This is a genomic window from Nonomuraea recticatena (assembly GCF_039533245.1).
Classification (GTDB): Bacteria; Actinomycetota; Actinomycetes; order Streptosporangiales; family Streptosporangiaceae; genus Nonomuraea; species Nonomuraea roseola.
In genome coordinates, this window is sequence record NZ_BAAATE010000021.1 from 1 (window position 1) to 18,018 (window position 18,018).

The 18,018-nt window shown below is 69.8% G+C and carries 15 protein-coding genes and 5 pseudogenes; 14 read left to right on the forward strand and 6 right to left on the reverse strand.

All coding sequences use genetic code 11. From position 1 onward, the window contains the following. Positions 1–85, forward strand: a pseudogene (locus ABFX50_RS31965) (IS5/IS1182 family transposase); the annotation flags it as partial. Positions 86–330: 245 nt separating this feature from the next. Here the strand turns inward: ABFX50_RS31965 and ABFX50_RS31970 are convergent. After that, positions 331–1,524 (reverse strand): tyrosine-type recombinase/integrase, encoded by a 1,194-nt coding sequence (locus ABFX50_RS31970; protein ID WP_346151561.1) that lies wholly within the window; start codon positions 1,522–1,524, stop codon positions 331–333. 346 nt (positions 1,525–1,870) lie between these two features. On the opposite strand from ABFX50_RS31970, the gene ABFX50_RS31975 reads away from it, so the two are divergent. The 4 genes and pseudogenes from ABFX50_RS31975 to ABFX50_RS31990 form a co-directional block, all read left to right on the forward strand. Beyond that, positions 1,871–4,672, forward strand: coding sequence for a discoidin domain-containing protein (locus tag ABFX50_RS31975; protein WP_346151563.1), 2,802 nt, complete (start codon positions 1,871–1,873; stop codon positions 4,670–4,672). A gap of 79 nt (positions 4,673–4,751) precedes the next feature. Beyond that, a pseudogene (locus tag ABFX50_RS31980) lies at positions 4,752–4,832 on the forward strand (hypothetical protein); the annotation flags it as partial. A 52-nt stretch (positions 4,833–4,884) separates the two neighbouring features. Then, a pseudogene (locus ABFX50_RS31985) lies at positions 4,885–5,040 on the forward strand (beta-galactosidase); the annotation flags it as partial. A 50-nt stretch (positions 5,041–5,090) separates the two neighbouring features. Further along, positions 5,091–6,769: pseudogene (locus ABFX50_RS31990) on the forward strand (Tn3 family transposase); the annotation flags it as partial. 148 nt (positions 6,770–6,917) lie between these two features. Here ABFX50_RS31990 and ABFX50_RS31995 read toward each other — a convergent pair. Continuing rightward, positions 6,918–7,730: a hypothetical protein gene (locus ABFX50_RS31995; RefSeq protein WP_346151565.1), complete on the reverse strand. Its 813-nt coding sequence runs from the start codon at positions 7,728–7,730 to the stop codon at positions 6,918–6,920. Next, on the reverse strand, positions 7,727–8,278 hold the full coding sequence (locus tag ABFX50_RS32000) for an RNA polymerase sigma factor (protein WP_346151567.1): 552 nt from the start codon (positions 8,276–8,278) through the stop codon (positions 7,727–7,729). Before ABFX50_RS32000 ends, ABFX50_RS31995 begins: the two co-directional genes overlap by 4 nt. 339 nt (positions 8,279–8,617) lie before the next feature. Here ABFX50_RS32000 and ABFX50_RS32005 point away from each other — a divergent pair, with 339 nt between their 5' ends. The 6 genes from ABFX50_RS32005 (at position 8,618) to ABFX50_RS32030 (ending at position 12,333) form a co-directional block, all read left to right on the forward strand. Beyond that, positions 8,618–9,025, forward strand: coding sequence for a recombinase family protein (locus tag ABFX50_RS32005; RefSeq protein WP_346151569.1), 408 nt, complete (start codon positions 8,618–8,620; stop codon positions 9,023–9,025). Further along, entirely contained in the window at positions 8,998–9,201 is a 204-nt protein-coding gene (locus tag ABFX50_RS32010; RefSeq protein ID WP_346151571.1) for a hypothetical protein, read from the forward strand. Before ABFX50_RS32005 ends, ABFX50_RS32010 begins: the two co-directional genes overlap by 28 nt. Before the next feature lie 287 nt (positions 9,202–9,488). After that, entirely contained in the window at positions 9,489–9,722 is a 234-nt protein-coding gene (locus tag ABFX50_RS32015) for a hypothetical protein (protein ID WP_346151573.1), read from the forward strand. 408 nt (positions 9,723–10,130) lie between these two features. Further along, complete coding sequence (locus ABFX50_RS32020; RefSeq protein WP_346151575.1) at positions 10,131–11,402, forward strand: CHAT domain-containing protein; 1,272 nt, start codon at positions 10,131–10,133, stop codon at positions 11,400–11,402. 8 nt (positions 11,403–11,410) lie between these two features. Continuing rightward, positions 11,411–11,722, forward strand: a complete 312-nt coding sequence (locus ABFX50_RS32025) for a hypothetical protein (RefSeq protein ID WP_346151577.1) — start codon at positions 11,411–11,413, stop codon at positions 11,720–11,722. Continuing rightward, positions 11,719–12,333, forward strand: a complete 615-nt coding sequence (locus tag ABFX50_RS32030) for a hypothetical protein (protein ID WP_346151578.1) — start codon at positions 11,719–11,721, stop codon at positions 12,331–12,333. The genes ABFX50_RS32025 and ABFX50_RS32030 overlap by 4 nt, the downstream gene beginning before the upstream one ends. An 11-nt stretch (positions 12,334–12,344) precedes the next feature. On the opposite strand, the gene ABFX50_RS32035 is transcribed toward ABFX50_RS32030, so the two are convergent. The 3 genes and pseudogenes from ABFX50_RS32035 to ABFX50_RS32050 all read right to left on the reverse strand — a co-directional run bounded on the left by ABFX50_RS32035 (position 12,345) and on the right by ABFX50_RS32050 (position 15,660). Then, complete coding sequence (locus ABFX50_RS32035; protein ID WP_346151581.1) at positions 12,345–14,381, reverse strand: tetratricopeptide repeat protein; 2,037 nt, start codon at positions 14,379–14,381, stop codon at positions 12,345–12,347. A gap of 114 nt (positions 14,382–14,495) precedes the next feature. Next, positions 14,496–15,184 (reverse strand): annotated as a pseudogene (locus ABFX50_RS51430) (Tn3 family transposase); the annotation flags it as partial. Further along, positions 15,169–15,660 (reverse strand): hypothetical protein, encoded by a 492-nt coding sequence (locus ABFX50_RS32050; RefSeq protein WP_346151587.1) that lies wholly within the window; start codon positions 15,658–15,660, stop codon positions 15,169–15,171. The pseudogene ABFX50_RS51430 and the gene ABFX50_RS32050, both read right to left, overlap by 16 nt. Between ABFX50_RS32050 and ABFX50_RS32055 the strand changes: the two genes are divergently transcribed. From ABFX50_RS32055 to ABFX50_RS32065, 3 genes are read left to right on the forward strand one after another with little or no spacing between them, the layout of a single operon-like run. Further along, complete coding sequence (locus ABFX50_RS32055; protein ID WP_346151589.1) at positions 15,644–16,252, forward strand: dihydrofolate reductase family protein; 609 nt, start codon at positions 15,644–15,646, stop codon at positions 16,250–16,252. The genes ABFX50_RS32050 and ABFX50_RS32055 overlap by 17 nt on opposite strands. Before the next feature lie 53 nt (positions 16,253–16,305). Then, entirely contained in the window at positions 16,306–16,629 is a 324-nt protein-coding gene (locus ABFX50_RS32060; RefSeq protein WP_346151591.1) for a YciI family protein, read from the forward strand. Beyond that, positions 16,626–17,858, forward strand: coding sequence for an RNA polymerase sigma factor (locus ABFX50_RS32065; RefSeq protein ID WP_346151593.1), 1,233 nt, complete (start codon positions 16,626–16,628; stop codon positions 17,856–17,858). Before ABFX50_RS32060 ends, ABFX50_RS32065 begins: the two co-directional genes overlap by 4 nt. Positions 17,859–18,018: the final 160 nt, after the last annotated feature.

Consider the following 18,018-nt stretch of genomic DNA (forward strand, 5'->3'; position numbering starts at 1 on the left):
GCGCTACGAACGCCGGGCGGACCATTTCGCATCCTTCGTCGCCATCGCTGCAGCCCTCATTTGCTACCGCCGACTTACCAAATGAGTCAACGTCTAAGTCAGGGTCCATGAAACAGACCCCAGGCGTCTGGTCATCCAGGGCGTTCCCGTCGGGGATTCCGTTGCACTTCGCTGGTCCCGCTCCTCAACACGTAGGGGCGCAGGAGTTGAGACAGCCAGCGGTTCTCCGCCTCACCGGAAGCTGATCAATGGCCAAGGAGCCCCACACCCTCGAGGAGGGGTACGAGGCTCCGCCCTTGAGGGCGCGGAGACCCGCCTGCCCTGGTGAGTTCAGGCGTCGGTGAGGTAGGCCAGGATGCGCTGGGCGGGGTGGCGGTCCAGCTGGTAGCGGGAGCGGTCGTAGCGGCGGGTGGTGCGCGGGTCGGCGTGGCCCATCGCGTCCTGGACGTCGCGCAGCGCGGTGCCGGCGTCCAGGGCCAGGGTGGCGAAGCTGTGGCGCAGGCTGTGCGGGGACAGCTGGGCGGCCGCGGGGATGCGGGCCTGGCGGGCGATGCGGCGGATCAGCTTGGTGATGCCCCACCGGTCCAGCCGTTTGCCGCCCGGGTGCGGGCCGGACGGCTCGGTGACGAACAGCGGCCCGGCCAGCCTCTCCCGCGGCGTGCCGCCGCAGGCCGCGCGGTCGTCCAGGTAGTCGTCGACGGCGGCGGCGATCGGCGGGGCCAGCGGGTAGGCGCGGGTCTTGCCGCCCTTGCGGCGCACGGTCAGCGTGCGGTAGCCGCGGTGGTGGCCGAGGTCGGCGATGTCGGCGCCGCACACCTCGGCCACCCGCAGCCCCTCGGTGAGCATCAGGCCGAGCAGGGCCGCGGTGCGCAGCGCCCGCGGGCGGGCGTCGGCGCCGGCGGCGGCCAGGAAGTCGGCGGCCTCGGCGCGCGACAGGCTGACGGTGGCCGAGGTGTCGCGATCGAGCGCGGGGCGGTCCAGGCCGGCCAGCGGGTTGCGGGTGGCCACCTCGTGCGCGAGCAGGTAGCCGTACCAGGAGGAGACGACGGCCAGCTTGCGGGCGACGGTGGCCGGAGCGTACCGCTCGGCCAGCGTGGTCGCCCACAGGTCCAGATCGGCGCGGTAGGCGCGCAGCGGGTCCAGCCGCTGGCCGGCGCACCAGCGCAGGTAGCCGGTCAGGTCGGCCAGGTAGGCGGCGGTGGTGGCCGGCGAGGGCCGGGTGTGCAGCCAGACGGCGGTCAGCCGGTGCAGGCCGTAGCGGTCGGCCAGCCGCAGCGGGCCCAGGCCGGGCAGCGCGGCGACCGCGGCGGTGACCGCCTCGCGCAGGTCGCCGCCCGGCAGGCGGGCCAGCGCGGCGGCGCTCAGCGCCACGGCGTCCAGCCCGGCCGTCACGACCGCGCCGACCATCTCGCCTATACGCGCCGAAGCGGCGAGGTCGGCGGAGGCGGGGTGCGGGGCGGTCGAGGCGGCCGTCGGGCGCGGAGTGCCGGGTGCAGCACCGTACTCCGGGTCGTCGTACTCCATAAGAGGCATTACGGGGTACCACAATCACCCCTCCGGCGATCTTGAAAAGAGCCGAATCGGTGCCCGGTTTCGGCCGATTCCGTGATCTTCAGAGAAGCAGGCCATCACCGCGAGCGGAATTCTGCCCCGCTCGGATAGTCAAATGGGACCAATGAGAGGACGAGCTCGTCGCCCACAGGCGGGCGGAGCGTGACGAGGTTAGATCGGCTCCCCGGCACGCGCTATCTTGACGCTTTGATCGCCAGTGCCTAGCGTTTGCCTTGGCCGGAGCCCGACCGGCCTGATCGTACCGGGGCCGTGCCAGCGGCCTGGTCCTCCACATCCCCATTCGATGGAGGACCCACGCATGTTCTTGTTACGCGCCGGGCTCGTCGCGGCGATGTTCGCCGCCACCCTCGTGCCCACCACTGCCCATGCGGTAGCCGCCACCACGTACTACGTCGATGCCGACGGCGACGACTCCGCCGCGGGCACCAGCCCCGACAGCGCGTGGAGATCGCTGGCCAAGGTCAACGCCACGACTTTCCAGCCGGGTGACATCATCCGGTTCCAGGGCGGTGATGCCTGGCACGGCGGGCTGGTCATCAAGTCCTCCGGGGTGACGGTCACCTCCTACGGGCAGGGCCGTCCGCTGATCGCCGGTGACACGCTGGTGGACGCGGCGGTGCTGCTGGACAACGTGCGCGAGGTGACCGTACGAGGGTTGGAGGTCACCAACGGCACCGACCTGTCGGTGTCGAAGACGACGACCTACCGGGGCATCTTCGCCATCGCCAAGGACATCGGCGAGGTGCCCGGCATCGTCATCGCCGACAACTACGTCCACCACGTCGACGGCAAGGGCGGCCCGGTCATCGGCAAGGGCGGCATCGCCGTCGGGGTGCGCGGCAACACCACCCCCACCTGGTACTCGGGCCTGCGCATCGAGGGCAACGAGGTCGCCGACATCAACGCCTACGGCATCTCCACCTTCACCACCTGGTGCGCCTCGTGCGAGATCTACTCGGCCGAGACCGGCATCCCCGCCGGCGAGGTGAGCCCCACCCGCAAGGCGTTCACCGCCGCGGTCTTCCGGGACAACTATGTGCACGACGTGACCGCGGGCGGCATCACCCCGCAGTACATCGACGACGCCCTGGTCGAGGGCAACACGGTCGACAAGGCCGGCTCACACCTGAAGGTCCGCGCGGGTAACAACGCCGGCATCTGGTGGCAGGGCACCAACCGCATCACGGTGCAGTACAACGTGGTGCGCCGGCAGGGCTACGACAGCTTCAACTACCCCGACCCGGTCGACGGGATGGCCTTCGACGCCGACATGGGCAGCAGCAACAGCCTGGTGCAGTACAACTACTCCGACTCCAACGCCGGCGGCTTCTTCATGTGCCTGATCTCGGCCAACAACGTGACCGTGCGCTACAACGTCAGCAACCACGACCACTTCCGGCCGTTCTCGATCTGGAGCGGCTGCTGGAACCTGCGCGGCTACAACAACACCATCTGGGGCACGACCGACACCATCACCCGCCACCGCCCCGACGGCACCACCTTCCAACAAGACACCGAAGCCTTCGTCCGCAGCCAGAGCAGCTCCTCCAACGTGCTGTTCAACAACATCTTCTACAACCCCGCCCGGGCCACCTTCGACTGCCGCCGCTCCTGCGACCACGGCAGCGACGTCCCGATGAACTACAGCCACAACCTCTACTGGGACACCTCCGGCTCCCCGGTGCTGCCACGAGGCGACGCCGAGCCGATCGTCGGCGACCCGCGGCTGGCCGCCCCCGGCACCCGGCTGCCGGAGTCCGGCAGGATCAGCCGCGAGCAGCTGCTGACCGTGCTGCGCGCCTACACCCCCGCCGCGGACTCGCCCGCCCGCGACGCCGGTCTCTCCGCCGCCACCGCTCCGGCCACCGACGTGCTCGGCACCGCCGTCCCGGCCGGCGCCCCCGACCTGGGAGCCGTCCAGCACCCGGTGAAGACGCACGTCACGAGCAACGCCGGCCCGCACGCCGGCCCCGTGGCCGACGGCGACCCGGCCACCTCGTGGACCTCCACGAAGGCCGGCGGGAAAATCATGATCAAATACGGTGAGCCGCGCACGATCGACGGCCTCCACCTCGCCGCCCAGGGCGACGGCCCCGCCAAGATCACCGTCCTGACCCGCGACGCCGCCGGCGAGTGGGTCACCCGCGCGGAGGACCACGAGCTCACCTGGAGCGGCGACCTGGAGTGGTTGCGCATCCCGTTCGCCGGCCCGGTCACCACCGACGAGGTACGCCTGCTCTTCTCCGCCGGCGACCGCGAACGGATCACCCTGCACGAGGTCCGCGGCTCTCTGGGCAAGATCGCGGCCGCCAGCGCCCACGCCGGCGGCAACGCCCAGACCACGCTCGGCACCTCCATCGGCGACATCCAGGCCATCACCGACGGCAACCCCGGCACCTCCTGGGCCTCGGCCGACAACCCCAAGCTGCCCGGTAGCGTCAGCGTCACCTGGAGCAAGGCCCACACCATCGACTCCGTGCGGCTGACCGTCGCCTGGGGCCAGGGCCAGGGACCAACACGGGTGGACGTGCAGACCCGCGCCGCCGACGGCACCTGGGTCACGCAGGTGGCCGACCACCCGCTGACCTGGCAGCTCAACAGCACCACACCCGAGTCGCCGTCCATCGCCCTGCCCGCCCCGGTGCGGGCCCACGGCATCCGGCTCGTCGTCAAGGCGGCCAACCTGTGGTGGGGCCACCTGGCGATCTACGAGTTCGCCGGCTACTCCGGAACCACCCCCGTCGTCGACAATCCCGGCACCGACAAACTTCCCTACGCCGGGCACGCGACCGACGGCGACCCCGCTACGACCTGGCGGGGACCGGACGCGGCAGGAACAGGTCTCCAGGTCGACCCCGGCGCGCCCCAGACGGTCTCGTCGATCACCCTGACCGCGCCGGTAGGCCACCGGCCCCTGCGCATCCGGGTTCAGGCCCTCACAGGCGGAGCGTGGAAGCAGGTGCTCGCCGCCACCGACCTCGCCTGGACCGGTGACACCATCACCGTCCCGCTGCCCGGCCGCGTGACAGGCGACGCCTTCTACGTGATCGTCGACCGCTCCACCGGCGGCTACGACCTCGCCGAGGTCACGCTCAACTGACCACCGGCCGGTGCGGGCACTCCCCGCCCGCACCGGCCCCGGCCGGCCAACGCCGAAGAACACAACCATGGAGCCTCTCATGGGCGTCTTCTCCTACGACAACGGGTCGTTCCGGCTGGACGACGCGGAGTTCAGAGTGTTGTCCGGCGCGCTGCACTACTTCCGCGTGCGTCCCGAGCAGTGGGGACACCGCCTGGCGATGCTGCGCACGCATGGGGCTCAACACCGTGGAGACGTACGTGCCGTGGAACCTGCACGAGCCCCGCCTGGGAGACTTCCACCGGATGGAGGAACTGAGCGCGTTCCTGGACGCGGCCGCGGCCGAAGGGCTGCTGGCCATCGTGCGGCCAGGACCGTACATCTGCGCCGAGTGGGACAACGGCGGGCTGCCCTCCTGGCTCACCGGCCGCCTGCGCACCGCGACGCGTATGTGGCGTGTGTCCTGGAGGGGCTGTTTCGGGCGCTGCAGGTCCGGGACGTCTTCGCCACGCCGTCGCTGCGGTGGGCCGACCCGCGCGCCCACCTGCTGGACGGCAAGGCGTGGGAGGCGATCAGCGAGGACGTGCTCGCCTCCCTGTCGCTCACCGACCCGGTCGAGGCGCATCTGGACACCAAGCTGCTGGCCTGGATGCGGCGTGGCGGCAGATGGCGGGCCGGCTCGAGGAAGCCGGGGACGATGCCCTGGTCCGGGTGGTCACCCCGCCGGACGGGCACGCCCGTTTGTCGGTGGAGAAGCTCGGCGCGCTTGGCGAAAGCCCGTCGCTGACGTGGCTGCGGGCGGCCTGCCAGGCGATGCTGCCGCGCATCGACCTGCCCGAGCTGCTGCTCGAGGTGCACTCCTGGACCGGGTTTCTGGACGCCTACGTGCACCTGGCCGAGGTGTCCACCCGCATGCACGATCTACCGAGATCGCTGGTGGCTCTGCTCATCGCGGAGGCCTGCAACGTCGGCCTCGCCCCGGTGATCAAGGACGGGGACGAGGCGCTGACCCGCGGCCGCCTGTCGCATGTCGACCAGAACTACGTGCGGGCCGAGACGCACGCCGCCGCGAACGCGATCCTGATCGAGGCCCAGCGCAGCGTGCTCATCGTGGCACTGTGGGGCGGCGGGCTGCTCGCCTCGGTCGACGGGCTGCGGTTCGTCGTCCCGGTCCAGACGATCAACGCCGCCCCATCGCCGAAGTACTTCGGCTACAAACGCGGTATCACGCTCCTCAACGCAGTCAATGACCAGGTGATGGGGATCGGGCAGATGGTCGTGCCCGGCACGCCCCTCGACTCGCTGTACATCCTCGATAGCCTGATCAACATCGACGCGGGACCGCAGCCCGAGGTCGTCACGACCGACCAGGCGTCCGATTCGGACATGGTGTTCGGGATCTTCTCCATGCTGGGCTACCGGTTCGCGCCCCGCTTCGCCGACCTGGGCGACCAGCGGTTTTGGCGCGCTGACCTGCCCGACGGGACGGTGTCGACGTACGGGCCGCTGGAGGCGATCGCCCGCAACAAGATCAACAGGCAGAAGATCTGCACCCAGTGGTCGGACATGACGCGGGTTGCCGGATCGCTGGTGACCAACCAGGTCCGCGCCTACGATCTGCTGCGCATGTTCGCCCGCGGCGGGCGGCCCACTCCGCTCGGGCAGGCGTTCGCCGAGTACGGGCGGATCGACAAGACCCTGCACCTGCTGTCCATCTTGGACCCGATCGACGACACCTACCGCCGCAAGCTGAACAAGCAGCTCACCGTCCAGGAGTCCCGGCACCGACTCGCCCGCAGGATCTGCCACGGCGCAGGCGGCCAGATCCGCAAGGCCTACCGCGAAGGGCAAGAAGATCAACTAGCGGCTCTGGGGCTGGTCGTCAACGCGGTCGCGCTCTGGAACTCCAAGTACCTGTCGGCCGCGGTCGATCAGTTGCGCGCCCAAAGCGTCCCGGTCGAGGACGAGGACGCCGCCCGGCTCAGCCCGCTCGGCCGCGCCCACCTCAACGTCCTGGGCCGTTACTCCATCTCCTCCTCCGCCCCGGCCGAAGGCCTGAGGCAGCTCGGCGAGATGCCCGACCTCCCTGATGGCGGCGTGGATGAGGAGGGGGTGTAGAGCGCGGGCAGGAACTGAGAAGACGACCGGGCGGTCGGATCACCAGCCCCCGCCCGCGACTGGGGCAGCATCGGCGACCTGCCAGTCCATCGTGGCCACCTACAACTCCTGCGGGGCCAGGGCAGCGATGACGATCTCGGCGGCGGCCTCAACCCTCGGGTTCCGGGCCTACGAACAGAATGGCCTGGTTCTCCGTGCCGGGCAGACCCTCGTGGATGTACCAGTCGGGATCGACTTTGTCGGCGGGGATGCCGTTGGGATACGGCCGGTCAGAGCCACGATACTGATAGCGGTACTCGATGGGTACGTTACGCGCGCGGAGGATGGCGACCGCCTCCGGCACGGTGTACTTGTCGATGCCGGGCAGGCCGATGCCCTCGCCCGGCTCGTCGCCCGGACCCGTGTCGTACATCTCCCCTTGCTCCGCCGCACGGCCGAAGACGATGCTGGCGTACGATCGGTAGCCCACTGGCACCTTGACAGCCACCGAGCACGCGCGCTCCCCGCACGAGCCCTCAATCGCCTGAATTCGGCCGGCCGGGTCGTCGCGGTCCTCCATGAACAGCACCTTGCCGGCCTTGTCCGGGCTGGTGGGGGCTAGCTTGAGGTCGATGTTCATTTCTCGCTGCTGGAACTCCTCCCGGTAACGCTCGGGATCGGCGTTCGGGTCCTGTACTCGGACGACGAGGTATCTGTCCTCTCGCTGGAAGGAGAGGGCCGCTGCTTCGGCGCGCTGCGGCCCGACCCAGCCGGACGAGAATGCGACCACTGCGGCGGCCGTCGCCACCCCTATGAGCCCAATGCCGACGATCAGGCGCCGACGCCACCAAGACCGGGGTGCAGGTTCCGGGGGAGCCGCTGTGATGTGCTCTGCCAGCTCGTCCCTGGCCCCTGTGCTCACCAGCACGGCAATCTCGTTGTCGGTGACGGGGTTGAGGCGGCTGATCGAAATCTTGGTCATGCGGAGTCTCCTTCCGGTACCTGGGCGCGCGCTGCACGTCCTGGAGGGTCTATCGAGAGAGCGCGGGCCAGGCGGCGACGGGCCCGATGCAGGCGAATCCGTACGGCGTTGGCCGAACAGCCCAGCACAACTGCGATCTCGGCGATGGACATGCCCTCCCAATCCGCAAGCGACAGCACTTCTCGGTAGCCATCGGGCAGGTCCGCGAATGCCTTCGCCAGGGCATCCATGGCGGCCGACTCCTCCCTCGGCTGCAGCTGGATGGCGCTCAGCTCGGATGCCAGCCGGGCGGTCAGTGCCGTGTGCCGCCGTTCACCGCGGTGATGATTCGCGAGCGCCCGGCGCGCGACTCCGAACAGCCAGAGGCGGGCCTTCTCGTCTGCAGGCACGTCGTCCAGCCGCCGCCATGCGGTCATAAAGGTCTCGGCAAGGATGTCTGCCGCATCATGGCCGTTCGCCGTCCTCCGTACCACGTACCCGAGCACCGGATCATGATTGGCCTGGTACAACTCCTCGAAGCGGCGACGCCTGTTGTCAGGTGGTCGCACGAACTCACTTCCTCTCTACAAGACCAGGGGTATCCGACACCCCACACATGTCCTGCAGAGACTGGATGATTTCAGTGCCGCCAGAATCCGGTTGTCGGGCCCCTGCGCCCTGATCCGGCCCCGACTCCAGCGCATGCAGTACCGCCCCAGCCTGCCGGACCGCGTCTGGCTCAAGACGGGGGCCACAGGATGACGGCCACGTGATCATGGCGGTGTTCCGTAAGGGGATCCCCCACAGGAACACCCACCGGCCGAGACAGCGCCCCAGGTCAGGGTGTTCCGTATAGGTGTTCCGCCGACTGTCCCGCTGAAGGGGGGCTATACGGAACACTGGAGGGGGTGAACGGAACCCGCGTCGGCTACGCCCGCTGCTCGACCGACGAGCAAGACGTGATCATCCAGACCGAGCAACTCATGGCCCTCGGCGTGCCCGAAGACCGGATCTACATCGACCGCGGTTTCTCCGGCACCACCCGCCGCAACCGTGCCGGCCTCGACCAGGCCCTCGCCGCCGTGTGGAACGGCAGCGTCTTCACCGTGACCAAGTTCGACCGGTTCGCCCGCAACATGGCCGAGGCCAATGAGATCCTCACCGGCCTGTCAGGGCGCGGCGTCCTGTTCGGCCTGGGCGCCAACGTCTGCGACTGGAACGACCCGTTCGGGCGGCTGTTCCTGCAGACCCTCGCCATGGTCGCCGAATTCGAGGCCAACCTGGGCACATGCGAACCCGCGAAGGCATGGCCCTGACGAAGAAGAACGGCAAGCTCAAGGGGAAGCAACCCAAACTGCCCGAACCCGCCCGGCGCTCCATCCGCCGCCGATACGCCGAGGGCGAGGTGTCCCTGGCCGACCTGGCCACCGAGTACAGCGTCGGACGCTCCACCATCCACCGCATCATCCACGGGCCAGAAACCTCCAGGTAGAGCGGTCACACGCGGAAGCTGAACACCACCTTTATGCAAGATCATTCTCAGCGCCAACGGCTGCTCCTGGTTCCTCGACCCCGATCTTGCACCGGGTGGCCGAGATTGGCGGCCTCGGCGCCGGGGCTGTGCGGACTGCGGTTCAGTAGGCGTGGCCGTAATTGCGGTATCCATCGACATATCCGACGGAGACACCGTGCACGTAGCCCTTGGGGTATTGCCCCGGCAGGGGTTTGTGCGCTGACGGTGGCTGCCAGTTGCATCTAGCGCCGTGCGACCTGCCTCGGGTGTACCGATTTGAACCCCTGAGGTTGGACCCGGTCGGGGTCGGCCGCCGCGGCGGCGATCTGGTCGGCCAGCGGCCCGAGCACGGCCTGGGCCTGTTCCAGGCGCACCGGGCCGCTGTCGCGGGCGGCGGCGGTCTCGGCCGCGACGCGCTCGCGGTGGTAGCGGGTGCGGTGATCGGGGCTGCAGTCCAGCGCGTCGGCGCGCTTGCCCGGTGGCAGGGCGCCGCCGCGTAGCGGCAGGCCCGGCGGCCGGCGGCGCGGGTGCGCGCGGCGCGCTCGGCGGCGACCGCTTCCTCCACCCGGCCGGTCAGTGGTTCCGGCACGGTCTTCCCGTCCGCGGGGTCCGCGGCGGGGCCGGCGTCCTCGATGACATTGGGACCAGCCACTTAAATTTCATGGGCGTTCGCCACACCCTTTCAGTGGATTAGTCAGCTGATTGCAGCACTCAGGAAGAGACAAAGCCGCTCATAGCGTATTATTCCTCTCCTGCCCGTGCCTGCCGGTCGCTCTGGCTCGGTAGTCGACCGTCCGCGACAATGAGAATTTTCCGGCCAGGCTCGTCGAAGTGGACCCGGATGCCTATCATCTGGCGATGACCGTTGTTCCTGCGGAATAGAGGTTCGCCGAACAATGCGCGAGGGCATGCCGGAGGACGTTTCGCAGCTGGTGGACCGGAGGATGGCGCTCGCGCGGGAGTGGGACGACCTCGTCGAGCGGGTGCGCGAGCTGGATGGCTTCGTGGACTTCCTCAGGCCGCCCAGCATGGAGAGAATGCTTCCCGCCGCGGGCGGCGGACCGGTCGTGATCGTCAATGTCAGCGAGTGGCGGTGCGACGCGCTCCTCGTCCGGCCGGAGGGCGTCACGGTGCGGCCGTTGACCGGCCTGACCGTGCAGGATGCGGCGGATCAGGTCAACCGCTATCTGGGGGCGCTGGCCGAGGCCGAGACGACGGCCGACACGTACGAAACGGCCAGGCGCCGGGTCAGGGCCACCGGCACGATGGCCGACAGGCAGACCGCCTACCGGGCGCAACGCGCACTCGACGAGGCGCGAGCCGCCACCGAGACGATGCTCACCGAGTTGCTGGCGTGGCTCTGGGACACGATCGCCGAGCCCGTGCTGTCCGAGCTGGGCTTCCACGGCACTCCCGATGGGCCGTGGCCCCGGCTGTGGTGGTGCCCGACCGGGCCGCTGACCCTGCTGCCGCTGCACGCCGCAGGCCGCCACGAGCAGAGGGCGACGGTCATGGACAGGGTCGTGTCCTCGTACACGCCGACTCTGCGCGCCCTGCTGAAGGCTCGCGAGCCGCTCGGTCCCGCCGCCGGAGACGACCGCTTCTTGATCGTCGCGCTGGCCGACACACCTGGCGAGCGCCACCTGGCGGGTGTCGCGGATGAGGTCGACCTGCTGACGAGGTTGTTCCCCGCCACCCTGCTGCAGGGGGAGGAGGCCACCAGGGCGAGGGTCAGGCGCGAGTTGCCCGGCCACCGCTGGGTGCACTTCAGCTGTCACGGCGACCAGAACCTCGCCGATCCCTCCCAGGGCGGGCTCGTGCTCCACGACGACATGCTGACCATCACGGACATCAGCACCGGGCAGTACCACGCCGAGTTCGCCGGCCTGTCGGCCTGCAAGACCGCGACGGGTGGGGTCGATCTCCTGGACGAGGCGATCACGCTCGCCGCCGCGCTGCACTACACCGGCTTCCGCCACGTCATCGGCACACTGTGGTCCGTCTACGACACCACCGGAACCAGCGACCTGTTCCAGACGATCTATCAAGACCTGGCGGCGGACGGCAGGATGCGGGCAGAGCGCAGTCCGTACGCCCTGCACAGGGCGACCCGCGCCCTGCGCGACCGCTACCTCGGCACACCGAGCGTCTGGACACCCTTCACCCACACCGGGCCATAGGAGGACCGTTGACCGAGACCCCGTACGAAGAGGTCACCCGGCTGGCCTTCGCCGAGGAGGTCGCCAGGACCTTCCAGGTGGAGCAGCCCGACCCGCACACGATCCTCCTACGCGGAGCCTGCCCGCGCTGCCGTCACGTGATGGACTACAGGATCACCGAACAGGTCGTACGCCGGCGCGTCCGCCTCGACCGCTCCGGCGGTGAGCCGGAGACCACAGAAGAGACGATGTTGTGCACGTGCGGCGCCGACCACCCCGACCGGCCGGACGGCAACGTGGGCTGCGGGGCGTACTGGAACCTGAAGATCTCCGAGTCATGATCCGCCTGTCGCCGGGCGGCAAGCCCACCGTCTCCGGCCATCGGACCGCACAGGCCGTCCAGCGCCTGCTCCGCGACGAGTTGCCGCGGGTCCGGGCCGCCGCGACCGCCTGGCGTAACGGCCTGGCGGGACTGCTCGCCGGTCTGCTCGGCTTCAGCCTGATCAAGGGCAGGTCCGACGTGAGCAGGCTGGCCCCGCCATGGGACGTCGTGGTCGGCGGCCTGCTGCTGGCGGCGCTCCTGGCCGGCGCGTTCGGCGCGTTCATGCTGCTCTGGGCGGCGCACGGCAGGCCCGCCGCCGTCGAGCGGCGGAAGCTGAAGGCCGGGGACGATCACGACGAGGCCATGCGGGCGCGGCGTGCCCTCGACCGGGGCATCGTGCTGACTCTCCTGTGCACGGCGCTGCTCGTCGCCGCGGTGGGAGTGACCTGGTACGGCCCCGCGAAGGACGCGCCGAGGCTCCAGGTGACGACGCCCGACGGGGACGTGTGCGGCTCGATCGTACGCATGGCGCGAGGCACGCTGACGCTGAAGACCGCCGGCGGAGAGACGGGCGTCGAACTGGCCACGACGACCGGGATCCGCGCGGTAGAGACGTGCCCGACCGGCTGATCCTGGCCGCCTCACCCTCCTGCGGGAGCGGGGGCGTCCAGCTCGGCGCGAATCGCCTCCAGCCTGGCGGCGATCTCAGGTGCGGCCTCGCTGAGCGCGGCCAGGTCCGTCCAGGTGTCCAGGCGCTGTGCCCACAACACGCCTCTCGCCTGTTCCAGCAGCTCTCCCGCCTGCTCCACCCGGCCGGCGAGAAGCGCGGCCGCGGCCGCGTCATTGCCGAGGCCCGCGAACTGCCTCAGGTGATGCTCGCCGTCCATCCGCTGCAGGCCGCGCCATACGGCGCGCGGCAGCAGCTCCACCGCTGTGGCGAATCCTTCCGCCGCCGTCGCCCAGGCTCCCGCGAGCGCCGCCGCGATGCCCCACCCCTGCGACGCCTGCACTCGCGCGGACGGCGGTGCCGCCGCCATCCCGGCGGCCTCGCGGCACATCTCCGCCGCCTCCTCCAGGTCGCCGGGCCCCTGCCGATCGAGCAGAAGAGTGGCGACCTGGTACAGGTAGGTGGCCCGGTCGGGGACACCTTGAGCGGTCAGGGACAGCGCCTCTCGCCCCGCCGCTACGGCCCCGTCCAGATCGGCGGCCAGCCCGGTCCTGTCGTACCGTAACTGCAGTGCCTGGCACAGGATGACGAGGTACGCGCCGCGGTAGGTGTCGTCACCGGAGGCCGCCTCCCTGGCCAGCCGCAACGCCTCGTCGAGGTCGTCCGGCGCCCCCGTGGCCGCGTGCCGCGCCCGCAGGATGTTGCTCAGGTTGGACAGATACCAGGACCTGGCGGGGTCACTGACGGAGACCGCTGCCACCGCGCGGGCACCGTGCTCCGCGGCCTCGTCCAGGTCGGCCACCTGCCCGGTGTTGTGGAACCGGATCGCCAGCGCCTGGGTGAGCGTGGACAGGTAACCGGCCCTGGTGAGGTCGTTCAGCAGCGGCGAAACCGCCGCCCGCCTGCCTGCCTCGACGGCCCCGTTCAGATCTTCCAGCGACCCGGCCAGGATGAAACGGGCGAGCAGCAGCGTACCGAGGAGGCTCACCCGCCTGGCCAGCTCGGGATCGTCGGCGGGCGTGAGCGCGACCGCCGACCGTACGGCGGTCAGCGCCTCGTCGAGGTCGCTCAGCATCCCTGAGGCGCGGAACCGGAAGTGCAGGGCTCCGGCCAGATTGGACAACCGTCTTGCCCGATCGGGATTGTCGTGGGCGGTGACGAGCACGGACCGTCGTCCTGTCTCCACTGCCTCGTCCAGGTCCAACGCCGCACCGGTGTGCCAGAACAGGAACTGCGCCAGCCCGCAGAGACCGGTCAGATAAAGGCCGAGGTCGGGGTGGTCCGCCCCGGTGACGGCCACCGCCCGCCTCGCGTGATCCAGCGCCTCGTCCAGGTCCGCCCTGTCGCCGTCGTGGGCGAACCGCAGCTGCAGGCTGCCGGCGAGGTTCGACAGGTACATGCCGAGCGCGGGATGCCCCGGCTGTATCAGGTCCAGCGCCCGGCGCCCGGCGTTCACCGCCTCCTCCAGATAGGGAGTCTTCAGCGTCAGGAGGTAGCGCCGCTGCGACACTCCGCCCAGGTCCGACAGGCGCTGGGCAAGTTCCGGATCGCCGGGCTCGGTGACCTCCACCGCCCGTCGGCCGATCTCGGCGGCCTCCTCCAGATCGGCGGGATCATGAAATCTTCCGTACCTGGCCAGAAGGGCGCCGCTCAGATTGCTCAGGCAGCCCCCGAGCACGGGGTCGTCGGGCTCGACGATGCTCCCCGCCCGCCGCCCGGCGTCCACCGCCGCGTCGAGATCCTCAGGATCGCCCAGCCGGGCGTAGCGCAGCCGCAACGCGTTACACAGGGTGGACAGATCCAGGGGGTCGGGTTCCTTGGCCACGACCAGCCGGCCCGTGTCAACGGCCTCGTCCAGATCGTCTACGGCACCCGTCCGGCTGTAGCGCAGCTGCAAGGCCGCCGCGAGGTTGCCCAGGCACTTCGCCCGCTCGGGATGCCCGTCGGGAAGGACCGAACGTGCTTCCCGCAGCAGGGCCACGGCCTGGTCGATTTCCGCCGGGTCAGGCATCCCGTGCAGGATGTCCGATGCTCGCTCGACCGCCCGGACAGCGTCCTCTTCGAGAGACATGTCCTCAGAGTGCCAGGCGATGGCTCTCGGGTCAGATATTCCGGCGGCTCGCCGTCAGCGTGGCACTCCAGTGGACCCGGCGATCGGCAGCCGAGCCGTCATGTTCAGCCGTACCTCGCCGTAGGGGCGCACGTGCTGCCAGAACAGCGGGGTCAGGCCGCGCCGGTCGGCCGGGGTGAGCAGGGCCGCCCACTGCGGTTCGGCCAGAACGTCCTGCAGCATGAGCGTGTTGACGTAGACCAGGGCGGCTTGCAGGATGCGCAGGCACAGCGCGGTCATCTCCACCTCCTCGCGCCGGTTGGTGGAGAACTCCCCGCCGCGGCCGTAGCAGATGACGGCGTTGGCGCCGTTCCAGGCTTCCACCACGTTCAGGCCTTCCTCGTCTCGCGCTGCAGGTCGCGATCGCGCAGGTAGCGCGCCACGAAGATGGTGCGCTGGGCGCGGCCGATCTCCAGCATCGCCTGGTAGTGCCACTCGGTGAACAGGTTCTGATCCCAGGCCCGGAAGTGGGTGGAGTCGGAGGCGACCGCCGTCGACCCGACGCCCCACAGGCCGGCGTCGCGGGCGGCGAAGGTGGCGTTGGCGATCTCGATGGCGACCATCCGCGCCACCTCGGCGTTGAGGTAGCGGCGCCGTACGTAGCGCAGTTCCTCCTCGGTATGCGGGTGCGCGCCGGGGGTGACCGACCGGATCCCCCAGTTGGTGCCGTAGGCATAGATCAGCAGCATCAGCCGCTCGGCCAGCACGCAGTGTCCTGGGCCAGGCGCTCCAGCGCGTACAGGCCGGCTAGGCCGACCGGGGCCCGGGCGTTGCCGAGCTGCTCGGCGGCCTTGGTGTACAACTCGGTCACTCGGCGCTCGGCGGCGTCGTGCGTGGTGTGCCAGGTGGCCAGCTTCTGGTGGCGCTGCCGCCGGACGGCGAGCATCAGCGTCACCGCGGCGCCGACCCCGGCCGCGGCCGCCAGCGCGGTCCGGGCCGCCTCGATCCGGGCGGAAATCTGCTCGGCGATGGGCAGCTTGTCCAGGTCCTGGACGGCGGTAACGCTTTTGCTTTGGGGCTCATCGCGCCCACCCTTGAAGTTGCGGATGCGCGGCATCAGGTGAAAAAAATCCGGGAGGCGGTGTCGGATCGGGGCGGTGGTGTTCGTAGCAGGGGTGAGGCCGCCCACAAGGGGCGGCGCCAAGGCGAAGGAACCGCGGATCATGAAGCTGACGACCATGACTCAGGTCACCATCGATGGAGTGATGCAGGGAAACGGCGCGGCGACGGATGACCGTAGGAACGGATTCGAGCGCGGCGGATGGGCCCTGGGGAAGGGCGACGACGAGACCAGGACGTTCATCGCGCAGACCTACCAGCGCGCAGAGGCGTTCCTGTTCGGCCGGCGCACCTACGAGTTGTTCGCCGGCTCCTGGGGATCAATCGACCAGATGCGCGCCCATCCCATCGGCGTGGCCTTGAACGAGGCCCCCAAGTACGTTGCCTCGACCACGCTCACCGCGCCGCGTTGGGAGGACACGACCGTTCTCCGCGGCGACCTCGCGGCGGCCATCAGTGAGCTGAAGGCCAAGCCCGGGGGTGAGCTGCAGGTGCACGGCAGCGGCATCCTGACCCGATGGCTGCTGGAGAACGATCTGGTCGACGAGATGACTCTGATCGTGATCCCGGTGATCCTCGGCCAGGGCGCGAGACTGTTCCCGGAGATCGGCCCGGATCTCGCGCTCGACCTGGTCGAGTCGCGAGTCGACTCGAAGGGTGTGGCGATCCAGGTCTACCGGCCGGCCGGGCGCCCGCGGTATGCCACGGCCTGAAGTCCATGACCACCGAACCACGCTGTCTTGACACCACAGGAGAGGATCTTCAGATGCGGTACCTGGTTTCCGTGATCGATGACAAGAGCAATCCCGGCAGCACGGACAGGCGGCCTGCCATCAGCGCCTTCAACGAACGACTGATCGCCGAGGGCTACTGGGTTTTCTCGGGCGGACTCGCGGACACCGACGCGGCCACGGTCATCGACAACCGGGGCGAGCAGGCGGTGTTCAGCGACGGGCCTTTCGTGGAGTCGAAGGAGTACCTCGCCGGCGTCTGGGTGTGGGAGGCCCCCGATCTGGATGTGGCGCTCAAGCTCGCCGCCGAGGCGTCGAAGGTCTGCGATCGGAAGGTCGAGGTGCGGCCGTTCCTGTGAGCGACGTCGAGGAGGCGATCACCCGGGCCCACCACGACGAGTGGGCGCGGGTGGTGGCTGCGCTGACCAGGCGTTTCGGTGACCTCGACATCGCCGAGGAGTCGGCTGCCGAGGCGTTCGCGACCGCCGTGGAGCGGTGGCCGGCCGACGGCGTACCGCCCAATCCCGGCGCCTGGCTGACCACGACCGCCAACCGCAAGGCCATCGACCGGATCCGGCGTGAGAACAAGCGCGATGACAAGCACAGGGAGGCTCAGATGACGTACGACGTCCCGCTCGAGCCTGTTGGCGCCATCGATGACGACTGGCTCCGGCTGCTCTTCACCTGCTGTCACCCGGCGCTGGCGGTGGAAGCGCGCGTGGCGCTGACTCTGCGCATGGTCGGCGGTCTGACCGTGCCCGAGATCGCCCGCGCCTTCCTGGTGCAGGGGACCACCATGGAGCGGCGAATCACCCGCGCGAAGGCCAAGATCAAGGCGGCTCGCATCCCCTATCGGATGCCGTCCGCCGACGATCTGCCGGCTCGTGTCTCCGGTGTCCTGGCCGTCCTGTTCCTCGTCTTCAACGAGGGCTACCTGGCCAGCGGTCCCGGCACCGATCCCGTACGACACGACCTGACCACCGAGGCGATCCGGCTCACCCGCCTGATCCGCGCGCTCCTGCCGCAGGACGGAGAGGTGGCCGGGCTGCTGGCGCTGATGCTGCTCACCGAGGCCCGCCGTACCGCCCGGATCTCGGCGAACGGCGAACTGGTCGCGCTCGACGAGCAGGACCGTGGAGCCTGGGACGCGGAACTGATCGCCGAAGGTCATCGGTTGGTGCGCGAGCGCCTGGCCGCTGCCGCTGCCGGGGTGGCTCCGGGTCGCTACCAGATCCTCGCCGCGATCAACGCGGTGCACACCTCCGCCCGTGACATCCGCGACACCGACTGGTCGCAGGTCCTCGCCCTCTACGACCAGCTCGTCCGCCTCGACCCCTCGCCGATCATCGCCCTCAACCGGGCCATCGCCGTGGCCGAGCTCGACGGGCCGGAGGTGGCACTGGCCATCGTCGACCGCCTCACCGAGGCGTTGGCCGGCTATCACGCCTACCACGCCACCCGCGCCGACCTGCTGCGTCGGCTGGGCCAAAGTCAGCAGGCACGCGCGGCCTACGACCGGGCCATCGAGCTGGCCGGCAACACAGGCGAGACCGCCTACCTCACCCGCCGCCGCGACCAACTGCAGTAGCGCCAGCGCTTGAGGAGCGCACTCGATACGGCGATGAAAGGCGACGCGGAACGCTGCGCTGTTGACATGGTCAGACGCCAACCCTTCTCACCGAGCAACGGCGCAGGATTCGGCGGCCGTAGAGACCCGGCCTGTCGTCGACCGGCCGCGACTCGCGCGG

Excerpts from the sequence above, each read along its gene's own strand:
- ABFX50_RS31970 (WP_346151561.1), bottom strand. The coding sequence starts at position 1,524 with ATGGAGTACGACGACCCGGAGTACGGTGCTGCACCCGGCACTCCGCGC.
- ABFX50_RS31975 (WP_346151563.1), top strand. The coding sequence starts at position 1,871 with ATGTTCTTGTTACGCGCCGGGCTCGTCGCGGCGATGTTCGCCGCCACC.
- ABFX50_RS31995 (WP_346151565.1), bottom strand. The coding sequence starts at position 7,730 with ATGACCAAGATTTCGATCAGCCGCCTCAACCCCGTCACCGACAACGAG.
- ABFX50_RS32010 (WP_346151571.1), top strand. The coding sequence starts at position 8,998 with ATGCGAACCCGCGAAGGCATGGCCCTGACGAAGAAGAACGGCAAGCTC.
- ABFX50_RS32020 (WP_346151575.1), top strand. The coding sequence starts at position 10,131 with ATGCCGGAGGACGTTTCGCAGCTGGTGGACCGGAGGATGGCGCTCGCG.
- ABFX50_RS32030 (WP_346151578.1), top strand. The coding sequence starts at position 11,719 with ATGATCCGCCTGTCGCCGGGCGGCAAGCCCACCGTCTCCGGCCATCGG.
- ABFX50_RS32035 (WP_346151581.1), bottom strand. The coding sequence starts at position 14,381 with ATGCCTGACCCGGCGGAAATCGACCAGGCCGTGGCCCTGCTGCGGGAA.
- ABFX50_RS32055 (WP_346151589.1), top strand. The coding sequence starts at position 15,644 with ATGAAGCTGACGACCATGACTCAGGTCACCATCGATGGAGTGATGCAG.
- ABFX50_RS32050 (WP_346151587.1), bottom strand. The coding sequence starts at position 15,660 with ATGGTCGTCAGCTTCATGATCCGCGGTTCCTTCGCCTTGGCGCCGCCC.
- ABFX50_RS32060 (WP_346151591.1), top strand. The coding sequence starts at position 16,306 with ATGCGGTACCTGGTTTCCGTGATCGATGACAAGAGCAATCCCGGCAGC.